General features: G+C 62.8%; 17 protein-coding genes. 10 read left to right on the top strand and 7 right to left on the bottom strand.

The genetic code is table 11. The features are described 5' to 3' along the window. Nucleotides 1-4: 4 nt before the first annotated feature. Nucleotides 5-1192: an amino acid ABC transporter permease gene (locus tag WDX12_RS24115; protein WP_320298324.1), complete on the bottom strand. Its 1188-nt coding sequence runs from the start codon at nucleotides 1190-1192 to the stop codon at nucleotides 5-7. Nucleotides 1193-1254: 62 nt separating this feature from the next. After that, nucleotides 1255-2283, bottom strand: a complete 1029-nt coding sequence (locus WDX12_RS24110; RefSeq protein WP_320298325.1) for an amino acid ABC transporter substrate-binding protein — start codon at nucleotides 2281-2283, stop codon at nucleotides 1255-1257. Nucleotides 2284-2750: 467 nt separating this feature from the next. Between WDX12_RS24110 and WDX12_RS24105 the strand changes: the two genes are divergently transcribed. The 5 genes from WDX12_RS24105 (at nucleotide 2751) to WDX12_RS24085 (ending at nucleotide 7095) form a co-directional block, all read left to right on the top strand. Then, complete coding sequence (locus tag WDX12_RS24105) at nucleotides 2751-3920, top strand: cystathionine beta-lyase (protein WP_434722271.1); 1170 nt, start codon at nucleotides 2751-2753, stop codon at nucleotides 3918-3920. A gap of 142 nt (nucleotides 3921-4062) precedes the next feature. Next, entirely contained in the window at nucleotides 4063-4755 is a 693-nt protein-coding gene (locus WDX12_RS24100) for an RNA polymerase sigma factor (protein WP_434722270.1), read from the top strand. A 92-nt stretch (nucleotides 4756-4847) separates the two neighbouring features. Further along, nucleotides 4848-5372: a DUF4142 domain-containing protein gene (locus WDX12_RS24095; protein WP_434722269.1), complete on the top strand. Its 525-nt coding sequence runs from the start codon at nucleotides 4848-4850 to the stop codon at nucleotides 5370-5372. Next, a complete protein-coding gene (locus tag WDX12_RS24090) occupies nucleotides 5369-5677 on the top strand; it encodes a cupredoxin domain-containing protein (RefSeq protein ID WP_434722268.1) in 309 nt (102 codons plus the stop codon). Before WDX12_RS24095 ends, WDX12_RS24090 begins: the two co-directional genes overlap by 4 nt. A 338-nt stretch (nucleotides 5678-6015) precedes the next feature. Beyond that, nucleotides 6016-7095 carry an HPP family protein gene (locus tag WDX12_RS24085; RefSeq protein WP_434722267.1) on the top strand — a complete coding sequence of 360 codons (1080 nt, stop codon included), beginning with the start codon at nucleotides 6016-6018 and terminating at the stop codon, nucleotides 7093-7095. Here the strand turns inward: WDX12_RS24085 and WDX12_RS24080 are convergent. Further along, nucleotides 7079-7978 carry a crotonase/enoyl-CoA hydratase family protein gene (locus WDX12_RS24080; protein WP_434722266.1) on the bottom strand — a complete coding sequence of 300 codons (900 nt, stop codon included), beginning with the start codon at nucleotides 7976-7978 and terminating at the stop codon, nucleotides 7079-7081. The genes WDX12_RS24085 and WDX12_RS24080 overlap by 17 nt on opposite strands. 82 nt (nucleotides 7979-8060) lie before the next feature. Between WDX12_RS24080 and WDX12_RS24075 the strand changes: the two genes are divergently transcribed. Next, the gene (locus WDX12_RS24075) at nucleotides 8061-8645 is read left to right on the top strand and encodes a TetR/AcrR family transcriptional regulator (protein ID WP_320298447.1); all 585 of its coding nucleotides are present in this window, start codon (nucleotides 8061-8063) and stop codon (nucleotides 8643-8645) included. A 55-nt stretch (nucleotides 8646-8700) separates the two neighbouring features. On the opposite strand, the gene WDX12_RS24070 is transcribed toward WDX12_RS24075, so the two are convergent. Further along, entirely contained in the window at nucleotides 8701-9924 is a 1224-nt protein-coding gene (locus WDX12_RS24070; protein ID WP_434722265.1) for an anion transporter, read from the bottom strand. A gap of 645 nt (nucleotides 9925-10569) precedes the next feature. On the opposite strand from WDX12_RS24070, the gene WDX12_RS24065 reads away from it, so the two are divergent. Beyond that, complete coding sequence (locus WDX12_RS24065) at nucleotides 10570-12423, top strand: CHASE3 domain-containing protein (RefSeq protein WP_434722264.1); 1854 nt, start codon at nucleotides 10570-10572, stop codon at nucleotides 12421-12423. 22 nt (nucleotides 12424-12445) lie between these two features. Here WDX12_RS24065 and WDX12_RS24060 read toward each other — a convergent pair whose 3' ends face one another. Next, a complete protein-coding gene (locus tag WDX12_RS24060) occupies nucleotides 12446-12610 on the bottom strand; it encodes a DUF3309 family protein (protein ID WP_320298334.1) in 165 nt (54 codons plus the stop codon). A 459-nt stretch (nucleotides 12611-13069) separates the two neighbouring features. Here WDX12_RS24060 and WDX12_RS24055 point away from each other — a divergent pair, with 459 nt between their 5' ends. Both WDX12_RS24055 and WDX12_RS24050 read left to right on the top strand, forming a co-directional pair. Further along, nucleotides 13070-13510: a GFA family protein gene (locus WDX12_RS24055; RefSeq protein WP_434722263.1), complete on the top strand. Its 441-nt coding sequence runs from the start codon at nucleotides 13070-13072 to the stop codon at nucleotides 13508-13510. Between the two features lie 548 nt (nucleotides 13511-14058). Then, on the top strand, nucleotides 14059-14604 hold the full coding sequence (locus tag WDX12_RS24050; RefSeq protein ID WP_434722262.1) for a hypothetical protein: 546 nt from the start codon (nucleotides 14059-14061) through the stop codon (nucleotides 14602-14604). Between the two features lie 26 nt (nucleotides 14605-14630). Here the strand turns inward: WDX12_RS24050 and WDX12_RS24045 are convergent, their stop codons facing one another. Then, nucleotides 14631-14897, bottom strand: coding sequence for a hypothetical protein (locus tag WDX12_RS24045; RefSeq protein WP_434722261.1), 267 nt, complete (start codon nucleotides 14895-14897; stop codon nucleotides 14631-14633). Nucleotides 14898-15083: 186 nt separating this feature from the next. Between WDX12_RS24045 and WDX12_RS24040 the strand changes: the two genes are divergently transcribed. Continuing rightward, nucleotides 15084-15260 (top strand): hypothetical protein, encoded by a 177-nt coding sequence (locus WDX12_RS24040; RefSeq protein WP_167498612.1) that lies wholly within the window; start codon nucleotides 15084-15086, stop codon nucleotides 15258-15260. 111 nt (nucleotides 15261-15371) lie between these two features. Here WDX12_RS24040 and msrA read toward each other — a convergent pair whose 3' ends face one another. Continuing rightward, nucleotides 15372-15893: a peptide-methionine (S)-S-oxide reductase MsrA gene (msrA, locus tag WDX12_RS24035; protein WP_320298338.1), complete on the bottom strand. Its 522-nt coding sequence runs from the start codon at nucleotides 15891-15893 to the stop codon at nucleotides 15372-15374. Nucleotides 15894-15992: the final 99 nt, after the last annotated feature.

The raw sequence follows: 15992 nt of genomic DNA, 5'->3' as shown, positions 1-15992 counted from the left end.
GGCCCTACCTTTCCACCAGCGCCATTCTGGCGTTGACGATGTTCATGACAAAGGACGTCACCAGGCTCAGCACCAGATAGGCGATCATCATGATAAACACGCCCTCCACCGCCTGGCCCGTCTGGTTGAGCACCGTGCCGGCAGTCGCGGTAAGGTCCGGATAGCCGATGGCGATCGCCAGCGAGGAGTTCTTGGTCAGGTTGAGATACTGGCTGGTGAGCGGCGGGATGACAATGCGCATCGCCTGCGGAATGACCACCAGCCGCAAGATCGGACCGGAGCGGAGGCCGAGCGCACCCGCCGCTTCGCTCTGCCCCTTGCTGACCCCCCGGATACCGGCGCGCACGATCTCGGCGATGAAGGCCGCCGTGTAGAAGGAGAGTGCCAGCAAGAGCGACAGGAATTCCGGCTTGACCCAGAAGCCACCGGTCAGGTTGAAGGTCGACTGCTTCGGAAAATCGAAGGTGAGCGGCATGCCGCCGAGCAGGAAGGCCAGCACCGGCAGGCCGACGACAAGCGCGAGCGACGTCCAGAAGACCGGGAACTGCTGGCCGGTCGCCTTCTGTCGCTGTCGCGCCCTGTGGGCGACGAACCAGGCCATTGCAATGGCCAGCAGCAATGCGACACCCATCAGCCAGGAGCCGTCCCCCCAAACGGCGCGCGGAAAATAGAAACCGCGCTGGTTGAGGAAGGAGCCGAAAGGCAGGTGGATGCTCTCGCGCGGCGGCGGCAGCACGGCGAGCACGCCTGAATACCAGAAGAAGATGACCAGCAGCGGCGGGATGTTGCGGAAGATCTCGACATAGACCGTGCAGATCTTGCGGATCAGCCAGTTCTGCGACAGGCGGCCAATGCCGATGGTGAAGCCCACGATCGTGGCAAGCACGATGCCGGCGACGGCAACGATGATCGTGTTGAGCAAACCGACGACCAGCGCGCGGAAATAGGTCGAGTCGGACGTGTAAGCGATGGGCGTGTCGGAGATGTCGAAGCCGGCCCTGCTCCTGAGGAAACCGAAGCCTGAAGCGATGTGCAGGCGCTGGAGGTTCTCGATGACGTTGTGGACGATCCACCAGATCGAGCCGAACAGCAGGATCACGACCAGCGTCTGAAAGAACAGGCTGCGTATTCTCGGGTCATTGATGAAGGAGCCGCGGCTCGGCTCCTCGCGAAGGATTTCCTGCGAAGCCATGGACCGTCCCCTGGAAAGAGAAACCGGGAGGCAGACAACCTGCCTCCCGGATCACGTTTCAATCAGCGGATCGGCGGACCGTATTGCAGGCCGCCCTTGGTCCACAGCGCGTTGATGCCCCGCGCGATCTTAAGCGGGCTGCCCGATCCGACATTGCGCTCGAACATTTCGCCGTAGTTGCCGACAGCCTTGACGATGTTGACGACAAAGTCGTTGGAAAGACCGAGATCGGCGCCGTACTTGCCGTCGGGCTCAGTGCCGAGGAGGCGCTGGATGTTCGGGTCGGTCGACGTCTTCATCTCGTCGACATTGGCCTGCGTGATGCCGGCTTCCTCGGCGTTGAGCAGCGCGAAATACGTCCACCGCGCAATATGCGCCCACTGGTCGTCGCCCTGGCGCACGGCCGGGCCGAGCGGCTCCTTGGAGATGATCTCGGGCAGCACGACATGGTCGGCCGGCGAAGACAGCGTTAGCCGGATGCCATAGAGACCGGACTGGTCGGTGGTGTAGGCATCGCAGCGGCCGGCGTCATAGGCGGCGTTGACCTCTTCCAGCTTCTCGAACACGACGGGGTTGTACTCCATCTTGTTCTTCTTGAAGTAGTCGGCGAGGTTGAGCTCTGTGGTGGTGCCGCTCTGCACGCAGACGGCGGCGCCCGAAAGCTGCAGCGCGGAGTTCACGCCGGGCAGCTTCTTGGCGTTGATCATGAAGCCCTGGCCGTCATAGTAGGTGATGCCGACAAAATCGAGGCCGAGCGCGCTGTCGCGGTTGCTGGTCCAGGTGGTGTTGCGCGACAGGATGTCGATCTCGCCCGACTGCAGGGCGGTGAACCGCTCCTTGGCGCTGAGCGGCGTGAACTTGACCTTGGTGGCGTCGCCGAAGACGGCGGCCGCAACGGCGCGACAGAAATCCGCGTCGATGCCTTTCCAGTCACCCTTGTCGTCCGGCGCCGAAAAGCCGGCGAGACCGGTCGAGACGCCGCACTGGAGAAAGCCCTTCTGCTTCACGGTATCGAGCGTGCCGGCCGAAGCGGCGGACGCCATGAACCCGAGCGCGGCGGCGCCAAGAATGCCGATTGCAATGTGTTTCATGACCCACAGACCCTTTTCTGTTACAGGCGCCCCTAATCGCCAGGCGACGCTTGATCTTTTTTCGTTTGTGAATGCAGCTCCCACTTCAAGGCCCACTCCCGGACCCGCATCGGTTGCCGATGCGCTGCCTCCCATTCACGAAGCGCATCGAAGGCGATTATTCCTGTGAGGTCAAGGGAAATGACCGATTCCAGAGAGGTTTGAAAAGCAATTGCCGCAAATGCCCAAATTGCGGACAAGAGCCCATGAAACCGGCAGGCCATGCGAACAAATCAGCCAAGCCGCGCCGTCGCGAATGCATGACCCAGCGGCAGAATCCGCTGCGGCAATAGCGATGCTTTACTGGGCCTGCGCGGCTTTGGATTGGCCTAGCGGAAGACCGGCTTTGGCGGACTCGGCGCGGTTGCGCGGGCTTTGCCGTCGCTTTATGGCTGGGTCTCCTGACATCATTCGACAGGCGACGAACCATGGCTAGAGACGGCATCGAAATGGGCATCAACACGAGGCTTGCCCATTCCGGCAACAATCCGCGCGACTATTTCGGCTTCGTCAATCCTCCGGTCGTGCACGCCTCGACCGTGCTCTATCCCGACGCCGCCTCGATGGCCGGGCGCAGCCAGAAATACACTTACGGCACGCGCGGCACACCGACGATGGATGCGCTGGCGCTCGCGGTCGATGCGCTGGAGGGTTCGGCCGGCACGATCGCGGTGCCTTCCGGACTGGCGGCGGTGACGATACCGCTGCTCACCTTCCTTGCCGCGGGCGATCACCTGTTGATCGTCGACAGCGTCTACCACCCGACGCGCCACTTCGCCGATACGATGCTGAAGCGGCTCGGCGTCGAGGTCGAGTATTACGAGCCGCGCATCGGCGCCGGCATCGCTTTGCTGATCAAGCCCAACACCAAGGTGGTGTTCACCGAATCGCCGGGATCGAACACCTATGAGGTGCAGGACATCCCGGCAATCGCGCAGTCTGCACATGCGGCGAACGCCGTCGTGATGATGGACAACACCTGGGCGACGCCGCTCTATTTCAAGCCGCTCGACCATGGTGTCGACATCTCGATCCATGCGGCGACGAAATATCCAGCCGGCCATTCCGACGTGCTGCTGGGCACGGTGTCGGCCAACGAGACCTATTGGAAGCAGCTCTACGAAGGCTTCTGCACGCTCGGCTGCTGTTCCGGTCCCGACGACGTCTACCAGGTGCTGCGCGGCTTGCGCACGATGGGGGTGCGGCTCGAGCATCACCGCAAGAGCGCGCTCGACATCGCGCGCTGGCTGGAGGAGCAGCCAGGCGTCGCGCAGGTGCTGCATCCGGCGCTGGAAAGCCATCCCGACCATGCGCTCTGGAAGCGCGATTTCTGCGGCTCCAGCGGTGTCTTCTCGATCGCGCTGAATGGCGGCGGACAGAAGGCCCAGCACGCCTTCCTCGACGCGCTCAAGATCTTTGGCCTTGGCTATTCCTGGGGCGGCTATGAGAGCCTCGCCGTTCCGGTCTTCCTCGGCGACCGCACGCTTGCCAAGGGTTCGTATGCAGGCCCCCTGATCCGCCTGCAGATCGGGCTTGAGGATGTCGAAGACCTCAAGGCCGACATTCTGCGTGGACTCACGGCGGCCGCCGCCGAGTGACTGGCCGACCGGCGGAGGAATCCACCACCGCAGACAGGCCTCTGTCGAAGCGCTAACATAACCCGCGCAACCAACTTGGGAACCTTTTGTCGGCAGGCGCATCCAATCGCGGATTGCAACAGCTGTCGGGAGATCGGGCGCGATGAAAAAGCCCGCTATCGAAACCGCCGAGATCGGCGCGGCCGAAGCCGGCGACATGGCATTGATGCGCCGGGCGCTTGCGCGCGATCCGAATGCGTTCCGTGCCATCATCAAGACGCACAACCAGCGGCTCTATCGCATCGCGCGCGGCGTGGTGCGCAACGACACCGAGGCCGAGGACATCGTGCAGGAGGCCTATATGCGCGCCTTCGCCAATCTCGGCGCCTTCCGCGGCGAGGCTTCGCTTTCCACCTGGCTGTCGCGCATCGTCATCAACGAGGCGCTCGGCCGGCTGCGCAAGCGCAAGCGCGTCGTGGCGATGCCCGAGAACCCGGAGGCTGAGATCATTCGGTTTCCCCTGAGCGACTGGAACACAGGTGACGATCCGGAGCGGACGATGGCGCAGCGGCAGATTCTGGCACTTGTCGAACGGGCGACCGACAGCCTTCCGGACGTCTATCGCACGGTTTTCGTCGCCCGTGTCATCGAGGGCCTCAGCATCGAGGAAACCGCCGACCTTCTGGGCGTGCGGGCCGAGACGGTGAAGACGAGACTGCACCGGGCGCGGGCGCTGGTGCGAAGGGCGCTGGACGACGAGATCGGCCCGGTGCTGCTCGACGCCTTCCCCTTCGCCGGCCGGCGCTGCGAGCGGCTGACCCAGGCGGTGATGAAAAGGCTTGGTATCGAGGGCTAACTTTTCCCGGGAACGTTTCGCCGCTTCGGGCATCCAATCAGCGTCAACCTCAGATGAAGCCCGAAGCCAATGCGCCGGGCGAAGGAGATGCCATGTTTATGCGACAGACCGCCGCCCTCGCCGCCCTTTTCTTCGTGAGCACCGCGCCGCTGGCGCTAGCCGCCGACAAGCCCACCGACCCGCAGATCGCCCACATCGCCTACACGGCCGACACGATCGACATCGAGGCGGCCAAGCTGGCGATCAAGAAATCCAAGAACAAGGAGGTCGTCGACTTCGCCAAGGACATGGAGCGCGACCATGAGGCGGTGAACAAGCAGGCGCTCGACCTGGTGAAGAAGCTGAAGGTCACGCCCGAGGACAACGACACCAGCAAGGCGCTGGCCAAGGCCGCCAAGGAGGAGCTCGCCAAGCTGTCGAAGCTCGAGGGTGCCGCCTTCGACAAGGCCTATATCGAGAACGAAGTGGCCTATCACAAGCAGGTCAACGGCGCGCTCGAAACCCTGCTCATCCCCTCGGCCAGCAATGCCGAGCTGAAGAGCCTGCTGGAGACCGGGCTCAAGATCTTCCAAGGACATGAGCAGCATGCCGAACATGTCGCCGGCATGCTGAAATGAGGCCGCTGCTTCTTGCGCCGGCCCTGGCGTTGGCGCTCGGCGCATCGCCGGCGTTCCCGGCGACCATCGAGGTGACTATCAACAAACTGGTCTTTTCGCCCGCAAACATTCAGGCCAAGGTCGGCGATACGATCGTGTGGACGAACAAGGATATTCTCGCCCACACCGCCACGGTCAAAGGGGGCTGGGATGTGATGATCCCGGCAAAGTCGAAGGGCCAGGTCACGCTGAAGGCAGCGGGAGCGATCGACTATTTCTGCCGCTTCCATCCGAACATGAAGGGCCATATCGAGGTGGCCCCTTGATCGGTCGGCTCCCTTGACCAGCCATCCCGGAGGGCGAGGCGCGCGCAGCGCCTCGCTTGACCTTGCAGCAATCATCCACATGCGGGTTGCCGCACGCCGGACACACGCTCCTCCCCGGAACCAAGACATTCGGCAATTGCCGAACCGAATCCGCAAACCGTCGCAAAGGCTTGGCGCGATTGAGAAAGCGGAGGCCGCTGGCGGCATGGCCTGTGCAGCGTGCGGCGCAATAATATTCTCTCAAGCTGCGAATATACGGATTGGTTTGGCTTCCAAATCCGTGGTTTCAGCGGCATTGCGAGCAGCGCAATTCCACCCCATTCGATCCAGGGCCTGCCATGGCGTTCCGCCTCTTTGTTCCGATCCTAGCCGGCGCCACGCTGCGCGAACGGCTGATCGCCTGCATCGGCGCCGTGATCGGCATCGCGCTGACCGGTGTGATCAGCGGGCTGGCGATGGGCAAAGGCGCGGATGTCGCGATGCTGGTGGCGCCGATGGGCGCTTCGGCGGTGCTGCTCTTTGCCGTTCCCTCGAGCCCGCTGGCGCAGCCCTGGTCGATCATCGGCGGCAACACGATCTCGGCGCTGGTCGGCGTGACGGTGGCGCATTTCGTGCACGACACGGTGATCGCCTCCGGCCTTGCGGTGGCGCTGGCGATCGCCGCCATGTCGTTCACGCGCTCACTGCATCCGCCGGGCGGCGCAGCAGCGCTTACCGGCGTGCTCGGCGGACCGGCCGTTGCCGCCGCAGGCTTCCTGTTTCCCTTCTTACCCGTGGCGCTGAACTCGACCATCCTGGTTGCGCTCGGCTTCCTTTTCCACAAGCTGTCGCGGCGCAAATATCCCCATGTGCACGTGCCTACCGCCAGCGGCCACGGCACCGCGGACCGGCCTCCGGCCGAGCGTGTCGGCTTCCGGCCCGAGGATGTCGATGCGGCGCTCTCCGCGCTCGACGAGACCTTCGATATCGACCGCGACGACCTGGAGCGCCTGCTGCGCCAGGTCGAGTTGCAGGCGATGGTGCGTTCGCAGCGCACGCTGCTTTGCAAAGACATCATGTCCCGCGATGTGATCTCCGTGGCGGAAACGGCCTCCGCCGATGACGCGCGAAAACAGCTGATCGATCACAACATCCGCACCTTGCCGGTGGTCGACACGGATGGCAGGCTCACCGGGGCGGTGGGCCTGCGCGAGCTGACAAGAGCCACCGACACCGTGAAAGGGGTGATGTCGAAGGCCGGCACCGCTTCACCCGACATGCCGGCGATGAGCCTGCTGCCGGTGCTGACCGACGGCCGCAGCCATGCCGTGGTGATCGTCGATGGCGACCGGCATATACTCGGGCTGATTACCCAGACCGACATGCTGGCTGCGGCAGCACGCGCACAGGCGCCGGCGCACCTCAAAGCGGTGGCATAGAGCTGGGCCGATCACCCGGCATGTCCCCGCTCGCCGTTCGATCGAGCCGCCGCGCCTGTCGTCTTGCCTCGGCCGGCCGGGTGATATGCGTCCATGTGCCGTCATAGGTCGGCTTGCGTCGCTCCACCCAGGCATTCAGGCCTTCGCGCAGATCGGCCGTGGGAGCCATGCGCGCGAACTGCTCGGCCTCGACCAGCAGGCCTTCGGCGATGCTCTGATTGAGGCCGCGTGCGACAGCGGCAAGGATGCTCGCCACCGCCGCCTGCGAGTGGCTGACGATACGCCGCGCGAGATCGAGCGCGGCCGGTGTCAGTTGACCGTGCGGCACCACCTGGTTGACGAGGCCTAGCTCCAATGCCCGCGCGGGCGAGAACGCATCCCCGGTAAGCAGCAGTTCAAGCGCGCGCTTGCGACCGGCCAGCCTCGGCAGGCGCTGCGTGCCACCAAAGGTCGGCGGCATGGCGAGTTTTATCTCGGGCTTGGCGAACAAGGCTCGATCGCTGGCTATGGCGAGTGGCACGGCCTCGATGATCTCGCAGCCGCCGCCGAAAGCCAGGCCGTTGACGGCGGCAATGACCGGCTTGCGGAATGCTTCCAGCCGCGCCGTCAGGCGCTGGCCGCGCGTCACGAAATCGCGCAGCGCGACATCGGCGCCTTCGGCCACGCTCAATGAGAATTCGTGGATATCAGCGCCAGCGGAGAAGGCGCGCTCCCCTGCCCCGGTAAGGATGACGGCGCGCACGCCATCGTCCGTTTCGATCTGATCGAGACGCGAAAGCAGCCGGTCGATCAGCGCGTAATTCAGCGCGTTCAGCTTGTCGGGGCGGTTGAGAGTGAGGATGGCGACACGGTCGCGCGTCTCGCTCAGCACAAGTTCGGTCATGACTTTTCCTTTCCGGCAGTTCGGCGGGATAAGGAGCAGGCTTTCAGTTGCTTGTATATTCACTAGTCGGTATACTTACGTGATGAGTGAAGAAGCCAATCCTACCCGAAAACGCCTCGTCGACGCGGCTACCAAGCTGTTCTATGCCGAAGGCATCGGCCGCGTCAGCGTCGACGCGGTGGCCGAGAAAGCCGGGCTTACCAAGCGCACGCTCTACTACCATTTCAAGAGCAAGGACGATCTGATCGCTGCCTATCTGGACGGCCGCGACCAGCCCAATCTCGAGCAGATGGCCGGCTGGTTCAACGCTGCGGCGGGCGGCGCGGACAAAAAGGTGGAAGCAATCTTCACCAACCTGGCGCGGGTGGCCCGCCACCCCAAATGGAAGGGCTGCGGCTTCCTGCGCACGGCGGCCGAGCTGGCAGCGACGCCCGGACATCCGGCTGTTAAGGCTGGGGCACGCCACAAGACCAATTTCGAAAAATGGCTGGCAAGCGCGCTTTCAAGCCACGATGTCGACGAGGCGAAAATGCTGGCGCGCGAGATCGTGCTTTTGATGGACGGCGCCTTTTCCAGCATGCTGATCCATCACAATCCCGACTATGTCGCTGCTGCCGGTCATGCGGCCGCGACGCTGATACGGGCAAGGATGACAGGCAAAAGCTAAGCCGGACCGGTAGCGCTCCCTGCGCTCCGGACGAGGCGGTCGAAAGGCCAGCGTCTCATAACCAGGCCAGCCAGGCTGTGCCCACAGCAAGCGTCACCAGCGTCAGCGGCAGGCCGACCTTGAAAAAGGCGGAAAAGGAAAGCTCCTTGCCGGCCGCCTTTGCCTGCTCGGCGACGATCAGATTGGCGACCGAGCCGAGCAGCGTGAAGTTGCCGGCAAGCGTCGAGCTCATCGCCACGACCAGCCAGGCGCGCTCCGGGTTTTCCAACCCGGGAATGAAGGGGCGAAGCGCCAGCACCGCCGGCACATTGCTCATGATGTTGGAAAGCACCGCGGTGAAGCCGGAAAGCCGCCAGACATCGTCGAGGCCGACGTTCTTCGCCCAGGCGATCATATCGGGCGTGAGTAGCGTGCGCTCGGCGCCCGCCACCACCACGAACAGGCCGGCGAACATGAAGAGCAGCGGCCCGTCGATCTCGCGGTAGATGCGCCGCGGCTTGATTGCCCGGGTGACCAGCAGGAAGGCGCCGGCAATCAGCGCTGCCTTGGCGACAGGAACGCCTGCAAAGAAGGCGATCGCCAGCAAGACGCAGACGATAGTGGCCTTGAGCACCTGCCCTGGCAGCATGCGGCCGCGATAGACTTCCGGGCTGAGTTCGGCAGGGCGGGAAAATTCTGCGCGGTAGACGATGCGCACGATGACGATGACGCACAGCAGGCCGAACAGAGCCACCGGCGCGAGCGCCAGCGTGAAGGCCGGATAGGAAATGCCGGACAGCGCGCCGATCACCATATTCTGCGGGTTGCCGGTAATGGTGGCGACGCTGCCGCAATTCGAGGCCGTGCAGGTGGCAATGAGGTAAGGCACCGGGTTGCGGTTGATGACCCGTGTGACGTGGACGACGATCGGTGCCATCACCAGGCAGATCGCGTCGTTGACCAGGAAGGCCGAGAGCACGCCGGTCAACAGCGTCACCATCACCAAAAGCATGAAAGGCGCATGGGCATGCTCGATGGCAAAGCCGCCGAGCGCCCGAAACGCTCCCGAGACCTTCAGATGCGCCACGACGATCATCATGCCGAGCAACAAAGTGATGGTGTCGAAATTGATGGCTTTATAGGCATCCTCGATGCCGATCGCGCCGATGGCGATCATCGCGGCGCCACCCAGCAGCGCGATGCCGGCTCGGTCGAGGCGCAGGCCAGGAATGCGGCCGACGGCGACGCCGGCATAGGTGGCGACCAGGATGAAAAGCGCGCCCGCGCTGGTCCATGTCATTGCAAGAGATTCCCGTTGCCTGCCCTGCCCGCCAGAATCTGTCGACGCTCGGGCGGCACCACATTTAACAAGGGCAGCGCAAAGGGAAAGCACGCAAGCGCGTGAAAGCCTTATGTCGCCTTCATGGCTTTCACATTCATAAACCCTAATGTAAAGAATAGTGAATTAACATATGTGACCGATAATCCAGGCGTTGGGGACTAAACGGATGAACACGGTCGTTGAAGCGGAACATCGCGTCCCGTCATGGGAGGAATTGATGCGTCCGCAGGAATGCTCCCGTTGTCATGGGGCCAAAAGAGTTTTCGTTTGCGCCCGCTGGCTGAGCTCGAACGGCCATTGCTGCCCGGGAGGCACGCATCGGCTGAGTTGCCCGGGACACAGCATCGCCTGCCTCGAATGCAGCGGGCGCGAGAACTAGCAGGATCCAATGGATCTGCCGCCGGCCGGCCGCAAACGCCGAAGCGCCATCCCGTACCCTGGCATCTGCCGAGGCCGTGATCATCAAAGTTTGACATAGCCAGGCCTGCCTCGCCTGCCGCAATCGTTGCCTTACGAACCGACTATTGCCTTGCGCTTTGCCGCCGCCTACCACTTGGCGAATTTCACGGTTTCCTCAGGCCTGACAAAGCAATGATTGTCCGATTGCGACGTGCCCTGCGATGGCAAGCGCTTCCGCTCCTTGCTGGCTTCGCCGTTGTCGCGCTGATCATCGCCGTGCGCGCCATTCTGGCCGAAACGCAGATCGCAGACCGCGACGCCAGTCTAGAAGCGATCGAAGCCCAGCAGTTGCTCTCGAGCCTGCAATCGCTCGCCCAGGACGCCGAGACCGGCCAGCGCGGCTATCTGTTGACGGGCGAAAAGAACTACCTGCTGCCATATCAGCATGCGGTCGAAGCGCTGCCGGCGCTGCTCAAACGCATCGACGAGATGTTTCCGGCAGGCAGCGACAGGGCGCAGCTGGTCGTCGGCATCAAGGATGCGCTCGCACGCAAACAGGCCGAGCTCGCGGAGACGATCAGGCTCTACGACACGGGCAACTCGGCGAAAGCGCTGGACATCGTGCGCGGCGGCAGGGGCAAGCTGGACATGGACCAGATCCGCGCCAATATCGACGCGATCCGGCGCATCGACGGCGCGAGCCTTGCTTCCCGCGCGGAGCGCATGGAGCAAATCGAAGGCTGGTTGCGCGCCGGTTCGTTCGCCGCGCTGCTGGGCATCTTCCTGCTCGCCATCTACACGATCCGCCAATCCAGTCGTCGCTTCCAGGAAGTGGCAACGGCGCAGGACGCTTTGAGCGCCAAGAACGCGGCGCTGCTCAGCGAGATCGAGACGCGTGAAAAGGCGGAGTCGCAGCTTCGCCAGGTGCAGAAGATGGAGGCGGTTGGCCAGCTCACAGGCGGCATCGCGCATGATTTCAACAATATGCTAGCCGTCATCACCAGCGCCATGAACCTCGCGCAGCGCAAGCTCGCCCGCGGCGAGCATGACGTGCAGAGCTTTGTCGAGGCGGCGGCCGACGCCGCGGCCCGCGCCGCCAATCTCACGGCCAGGCTGCTTGCCTTTTCCAGGCAGCAGCCACTGGCGCCGCAGATCGTCGACGCCAATCGCCTTGTCACCGGCATGTCGGACCTTTTGCGCCGTACGCTCGGCCATACGGTCGAGATCGAGACGGTGCTGGCGGGCGGACTCTGGAAAACGCATGCCGACCCGAGCCAGGTCGAGAACGCGATCATCAACCTGGCGGTCAACGCGCGCGACGCCATGGACGACAAGGGCAAGCTCACCATCGAAACGGCCAATTGCTTTCTCGACGAAGCCTATGCGGCGGCGCATCCGGAGGCGAAGGCAGGCCAGTATGTGATGATCGCGGTGACCGACACAGGAGCCGGCATGTCGCCCGACATAATAGCGAAGGCTTTCGAGCCGTTCTTCACCACCAAGCCCGTGGCCAAAGGCACGGGGCTCGGACTCAGCCAGGTGTTCGGCTTCGTCAAGCAATCAGGCGGCCACGTCAAAATCTATTCGGAACCCGGCGAAGGCACGACGATCAAGATCTATCTTCCGCGTTTCACCGGTCCGGAAGAGGCGGCAGCGCCACCAAAAGCAATTGGTAGGAGCGATGTCCCGGCCACCGAAACCGTCCTGCTCGTCGAGGATGACGCCCGCGTGCGCGCTTCGACGGCCGCCTCGCTACTGGAGCTCGGCTACACCGTCGTCGAGGCCGCCAGCGGCGAGGAGGCGCTGCGCAAGCTGGGCGAGAATGCGGCCATCGGACTGATGCTGACAGACATCGTCATGCCGGGCATGAACGGGCGCCAGCTTGCCGAACAGGCACGCGGCCATTCCCACTCGCTGAAAGTGGTGTTCATGACCGGCTTCACCCGCAACGCGGTCGTGCATAATGGCGTGCTCGACCACGATGTGCACTTCATCGCCAAGCCGTTCACGCTGGAACAACTGGCGGCGAAGCTGAGGGATGCGCTGGCGACACCCTGAGGCTTGTTTGCGCCGTGGGCTGTCAGATGCGGCCGAGCAGCACCAGGATGATCACGATAACCAGAACAAGTCCGAGGCCGCCGCCGCCGTAATAACCGGTTCCGTAGAAAGGTCCGCCGCCAAGGCCGCTGAAGCCGCCAAGCAAGGCGAGAATAAGAATGATGATGATAATCGTGCCGAGGCCCATGGTCTCTTCCTCTCTCTCTCTGACAGTGCGATCCCGCGCATTGTTATTGAGAAAGTGAACTCGCAAGCCGCGCGCATGTTCCGCCGACGTCGAAGCCGACTTCTGTTCTCGGACGCCACGATCAGCGGGGCGCGGTCCGCTTGCAACCATTTCGCAGCTGGCAAAAGCGATCATACCGTGGTCTTGACCACGGGTTTGGACACCTATGACCGGTTCGTTCGGCAATTCGGCAATGAATGCGACTGGCCGGAAGGGCCTGTCTCGACGACGGTTCCGACCAGGGACGGCGAGTGCCGCGTCTCTCGGGTGCGAGGAGCCGATCAACTTTCCCGACTGAACGATGCTTCTTGCGCGCCGGCGCGGAACCATTGCAACCTCTTGCGGGTTTTAGCAGCCAGCAGCGGACTTGCCGGGCGCGAGAGAAACGCGGCTCTGTGCATGACCGCAGGAGGAACGGCAATGCCTGAAATCGCGCGCAGCGGCAGTTGCCTGTGTGGCGGCGTCCAGTTTCGGGTCACTGGCGAACCGCTCCGGGTCGGCCTCTGCCACTGCAAGGACTGCCGCAAGACAAGTGGATCGGCCTTCCACGCCTACGCCGTATGGCCGCTCCGAGCGTTCGAAGCCACCGGCATCACCAGCAGCTACGGCACCCGCAGCTTTTGCCCCACCTGCGGAAGCCGCGTTCCGTTTGTCGGCGATGACGAGGCCGAGGTCACGATCGGCAGCCTGGACGTTGCGCCAACCGAAGGGCTGGTGCCGAGCTACGAGCTCTGGATCGGACGCCGCGAGCCCTGGTTGCAAGCCCTCCCCGCGGCGCGCCAGTTCGAGCATGATCGGATCGCCGATGATTCGCCCGCGGGCGCTGAAGCTAACCCGGAGCCACAGCAAATGTCCGCCTAGGATGAGATCTTGGCGGACTTTAGTCGGAACGATAACGACCTTCAGTCCAACGGCGCCTCCGGCGCGTCCGGAAAAACTCCCGGCCGTGGACTGATATGCGCGGACTTTTCTCGAAGTTTCGCATTTTTCAACCACCGGTCGGTTTGCCGGCCAATCAGCTGACGTTATCATTTTGCGATGCGCGTGAGGCCGTTAAGCCGGCCCCGGTTCCAGACAGCAGCACGCAAAGAGCTTTATTCGTTTTACAAAATATAAGAATTTTCAGCCATGCTTCTTGCGGAAATACAACCTCCGGGATTGTTTGCCTGCTTGTCCGCTGCGCTTACCATGTGAAATACCAAGCTGCGGTTGCAATACCAAAGTAAAAATTCTTTCGGCTCAAGAAATTTTTTCTTAGGCCTCCTTCTGGTTATATCAAATATGACATTCCGAAATGCCATCGGCAGCAAGCCTTATGACTTTCGGCCTTGTACAAAAGGCCATCTTTGTTTCTTTCTTTTTTTGCTACATAGTGCTGTCGAATCTTGAAGCCGGACGGGGCGGTTTTCATGACGTCGGCGCCTGAACACGGCCGCAACATGCATATGCGGTATCCACCGATCGACGGGTTCTGGACCTGGGACATCAAGCGTGACCGCGTCTATGGCGATGCCAATCTTTCAGACTATTTCGGCCTGACACTCGACGAATTCTCGCACGGCGCGCCACTGGAACGATGCATGCAAAGCATCGACCAGGACGACCGCTCAAGGGTTCGGCTGGCTATCCGCAAGGCCGTGGAGCGCAGGTCCGGGTTCAGGGAGGTCTACAGGGTCCATTCCGAAAAGATGGGGTTGCGCAAGATCCTGGCCGTCGGCCAATGCTACGTCGACGGAGTGGGCGAGGCGGCGCTTTATCCTGGCTGGTTCGTCGACCTGACGAACGACGCCGCGTGCGAGGAGCAGGCTCTGCGCGAGATCCAAAACCATGCCGGGCAGGCCAAGGACATAGCGCGATCGATCGGACACGACATGCTGTCCTATCTTCTGGACAATATTGAGGAAGAGGTGGAGCAGCGGCTTGGCGCAAGGCTGGGGAGGCGAAGATCGTCCTGAAGCAGCTTTCGCCGATCGTTTCCGGGTTAGCTTCCAGGCCGCTTGCCGCGCCTGCCAACTTCAGCCGCGACCATGCGCGCGAAATGCGACTGGGGCGATCGGCGCTCGATGAGCTTGGCCCGATCCAGGGCCGCATCGCCGTAAAATTCAATCAGCACGCCGGCGGCCTTGGCGGCGTCGTCCCGCAACCGGCCGAAATCGGCTTGCCCGCTCTCGCTCGAGGGCTCGCTCCTGGCAATCACGTCGAGCATGGCTTGCAACTTGTCAGGAGTGCTGCCCTCGTCTTCGTGCATGGTCGCTATCCGATTGGGCGCGTAAAATATCGACATTTCCGCGCGATGTCCAACAGGTTCGCTGATCGAGCGTCAGTGCAACCGGGTACAGCTTCACCGCGAGCAAAGCGACAATCTTCGTACAAGCATAGTGAGCCAAACTTACCGCACCGACATTTGGGGGCACCCATGGACCAGCCTAGCAAAATGGAAAACCTGCAGTTCGCGCAGGGGATCTTGCGAGAACTTCGCCAGAAGGCGGAGGCAGATGGCGAGAAGCTTCTGACCTACCTGATCGACATGGCTTATCTCGAAGCCAGCGACCGCATCCGCGCCCACTGGATCGGCAGCCACGAACACGAAGGCCGCCGGGCCAAGGGCTGAGGCCCACCCGTCCGGGACGACCGGCTGGAACGCAAAAAAGCCCGCCATGCCTTCCGGCATGGCGGGCGGATCAAAGCGCTTGAAAGCTATGTCAAACAGCCCGGTCGCTGATTATGACGCGGCCGCATGCTGGCGGACCGGAAGCTTCCAGCCCGGCCGCGCGAAATGGCAGGTGTAGCCATTGGGATAGCGCTCGAGATAGTCCTGATGCTCGGGTTCCGCTTCCCAGAAAGGCCCGACCGGGGCGAGCTCGGTGACGACCTTGCCGGGCCACAGGCCCGACGCTTCGACGTCGGCTATCGTGTCCTCGGCGATCTGCTTCTGTTCATCGCTGGTGTAGAAAATCGCCGAGCGGTAGCTCGCGCCGATATCGTTGCCCTGGCGGTTCCTTGTCGTCGGATCGTGGATCTGGAAGAAGAATTCGAGCAGCGTGCGGAAGCTGGTCTTGGCCGGATCGAAGTTGATCTCGATCGCCTCGGCATGGGTGCCGTGGTTGCGGTAGGTGGCGTTGGGGACATCGCCGCCGCTATAGCCCACTCGCGTCGAGATCACGCCGGGCAGGCGCCGGATCAGATCCTGCATGCCCCAGAAACAGCCGCCGGCAAGGACCGCGCGTTCGGTGGAAGAAACCATGTCACACCTCCTTTGGATTTGCACCATAGATAGGCGTTGCGGCCGGATTCTTCCAGCGGCTCGAGCGGGCTAACGGCTGACGCAGGCACCCAAGTATCC

This window comes from Mesorhizobium sp. RIZ17, assembly GCF_051127865.1.
In the GTDB taxonomy this organism is placed as follows: Bacteria; Pseudomonadota; Alphaproteobacteria; order Rhizobiales; family Rhizobiaceae; genus Mesorhizobium; species Mesorhizobium humile.
This window is presented reverse-complemented; position numbering and strand designations above follow the sequence as displayed.

Bases quoted from the DNA above. Each gene is read 5' to 3' on its own strand.
- WDX12_RS24115 (WP_320298324.1), bottom strand. From the start codon at position 1,192: ATGGCTTCGCAGGAAATCCTTCGCGAGGAGCCGAGCCGCGGCTCCTTC.
- WDX12_RS24110 (WP_320298325.1), bottom strand. From the start codon at position 2,283: ATGAAACACATTGCAATCGGCATTCTTGGCGCCGCCGCGCTCGGGTTC.
- WDX12_RS24105 (WP_434722271.1), top strand. From the start codon at position 2,751: ATGGCTAGAGACGGCATCGAAATGGGCATCAACACGAGGCTTGCCCAT.
- WDX12_RS24100 (WP_434722270.1), top strand. From the start codon at position 4,063: ATGAAAAAGCCCGCTATCGAAACCGCCGAGATCGGCGCGGCCGAAGCC.
- WDX12_RS24095 (WP_434722269.1), top strand. From the start codon at position 4,848: ATGTTTATGCGACAGACCGCCGCCCTCGCCGCCCTTTTCTTCGTGAGC.
- WDX12_RS24090 (WP_434722268.1), top strand. From the start codon at position 5,369: ATGAGGCCGCTGCTTCTTGCGCCGGCCCTGGCGTTGGCGCTCGGCGCA.
- WDX12_RS24085 (WP_434722267.1), top strand. From the start codon at position 6,016: ATGGCGTTCCGCCTCTTTGTTCCGATCCTAGCCGGCGCCACGCTGCGC.
- WDX12_RS24080 (WP_434722266.1), bottom strand. From the start codon at position 7,978: ATGACCGAACTTGTGCTGAGCGAGACGCGCGACCGTGTCGCCATCCTC.
- WDX12_RS24075 (WP_320298447.1), top strand. From the start codon at position 8,061: ATGAGTGAAGAAGCCAATCCTACCCGAAAACGCCTCGTCGACGCGGCT.
- WDX12_RS24070 (WP_434722265.1), bottom strand. From the start codon at position 9,924: ATGACATGGACCAGCGCGGGCGCGCTTTTCATCCTGGTCGCCACCTAT.
- WDX12_RS24060 (WP_320298334.1), bottom strand. From the start codon at position 12,610: ATGGGCCTCGGCACGATTATCATCATCATTCTTATTCTCGCCTTGCTT.
- WDX12_RS24055 (WP_434722263.1), top strand. From the start codon at position 13,070: ATGCCTGAAATCGCGCGCAGCGGCAGTTGCCTGTGTGGCGGCGTCCAG.
- WDX12_RS24050 (WP_434722262.1), top strand. From the start codon at position 14,059: ATGACGTCGGCGCCTGAACACGGCCGCAACATGCATATGCGGTATCCA.
- WDX12_RS24045 (WP_434722261.1), bottom strand. From the start codon at position 14,897: ATGCACGAAGACGAGGGCAGCACTCCTGACAAGTTGCAAGCCATGCTC.
- WDX12_RS24040 (WP_167498612.1), top strand. From the start codon at position 15,084: ATGGAAAACCTGCAGTTCGCGCAGGGGATCTTGCGAGAACTTCGCCAG.
- msrA (WP_320298338.1), bottom strand. From the start codon at position 15,893: ATGGTTTCTTCCACCGAACGCGCGGTCCTTGCCGGCGGCTGTTTCTGG.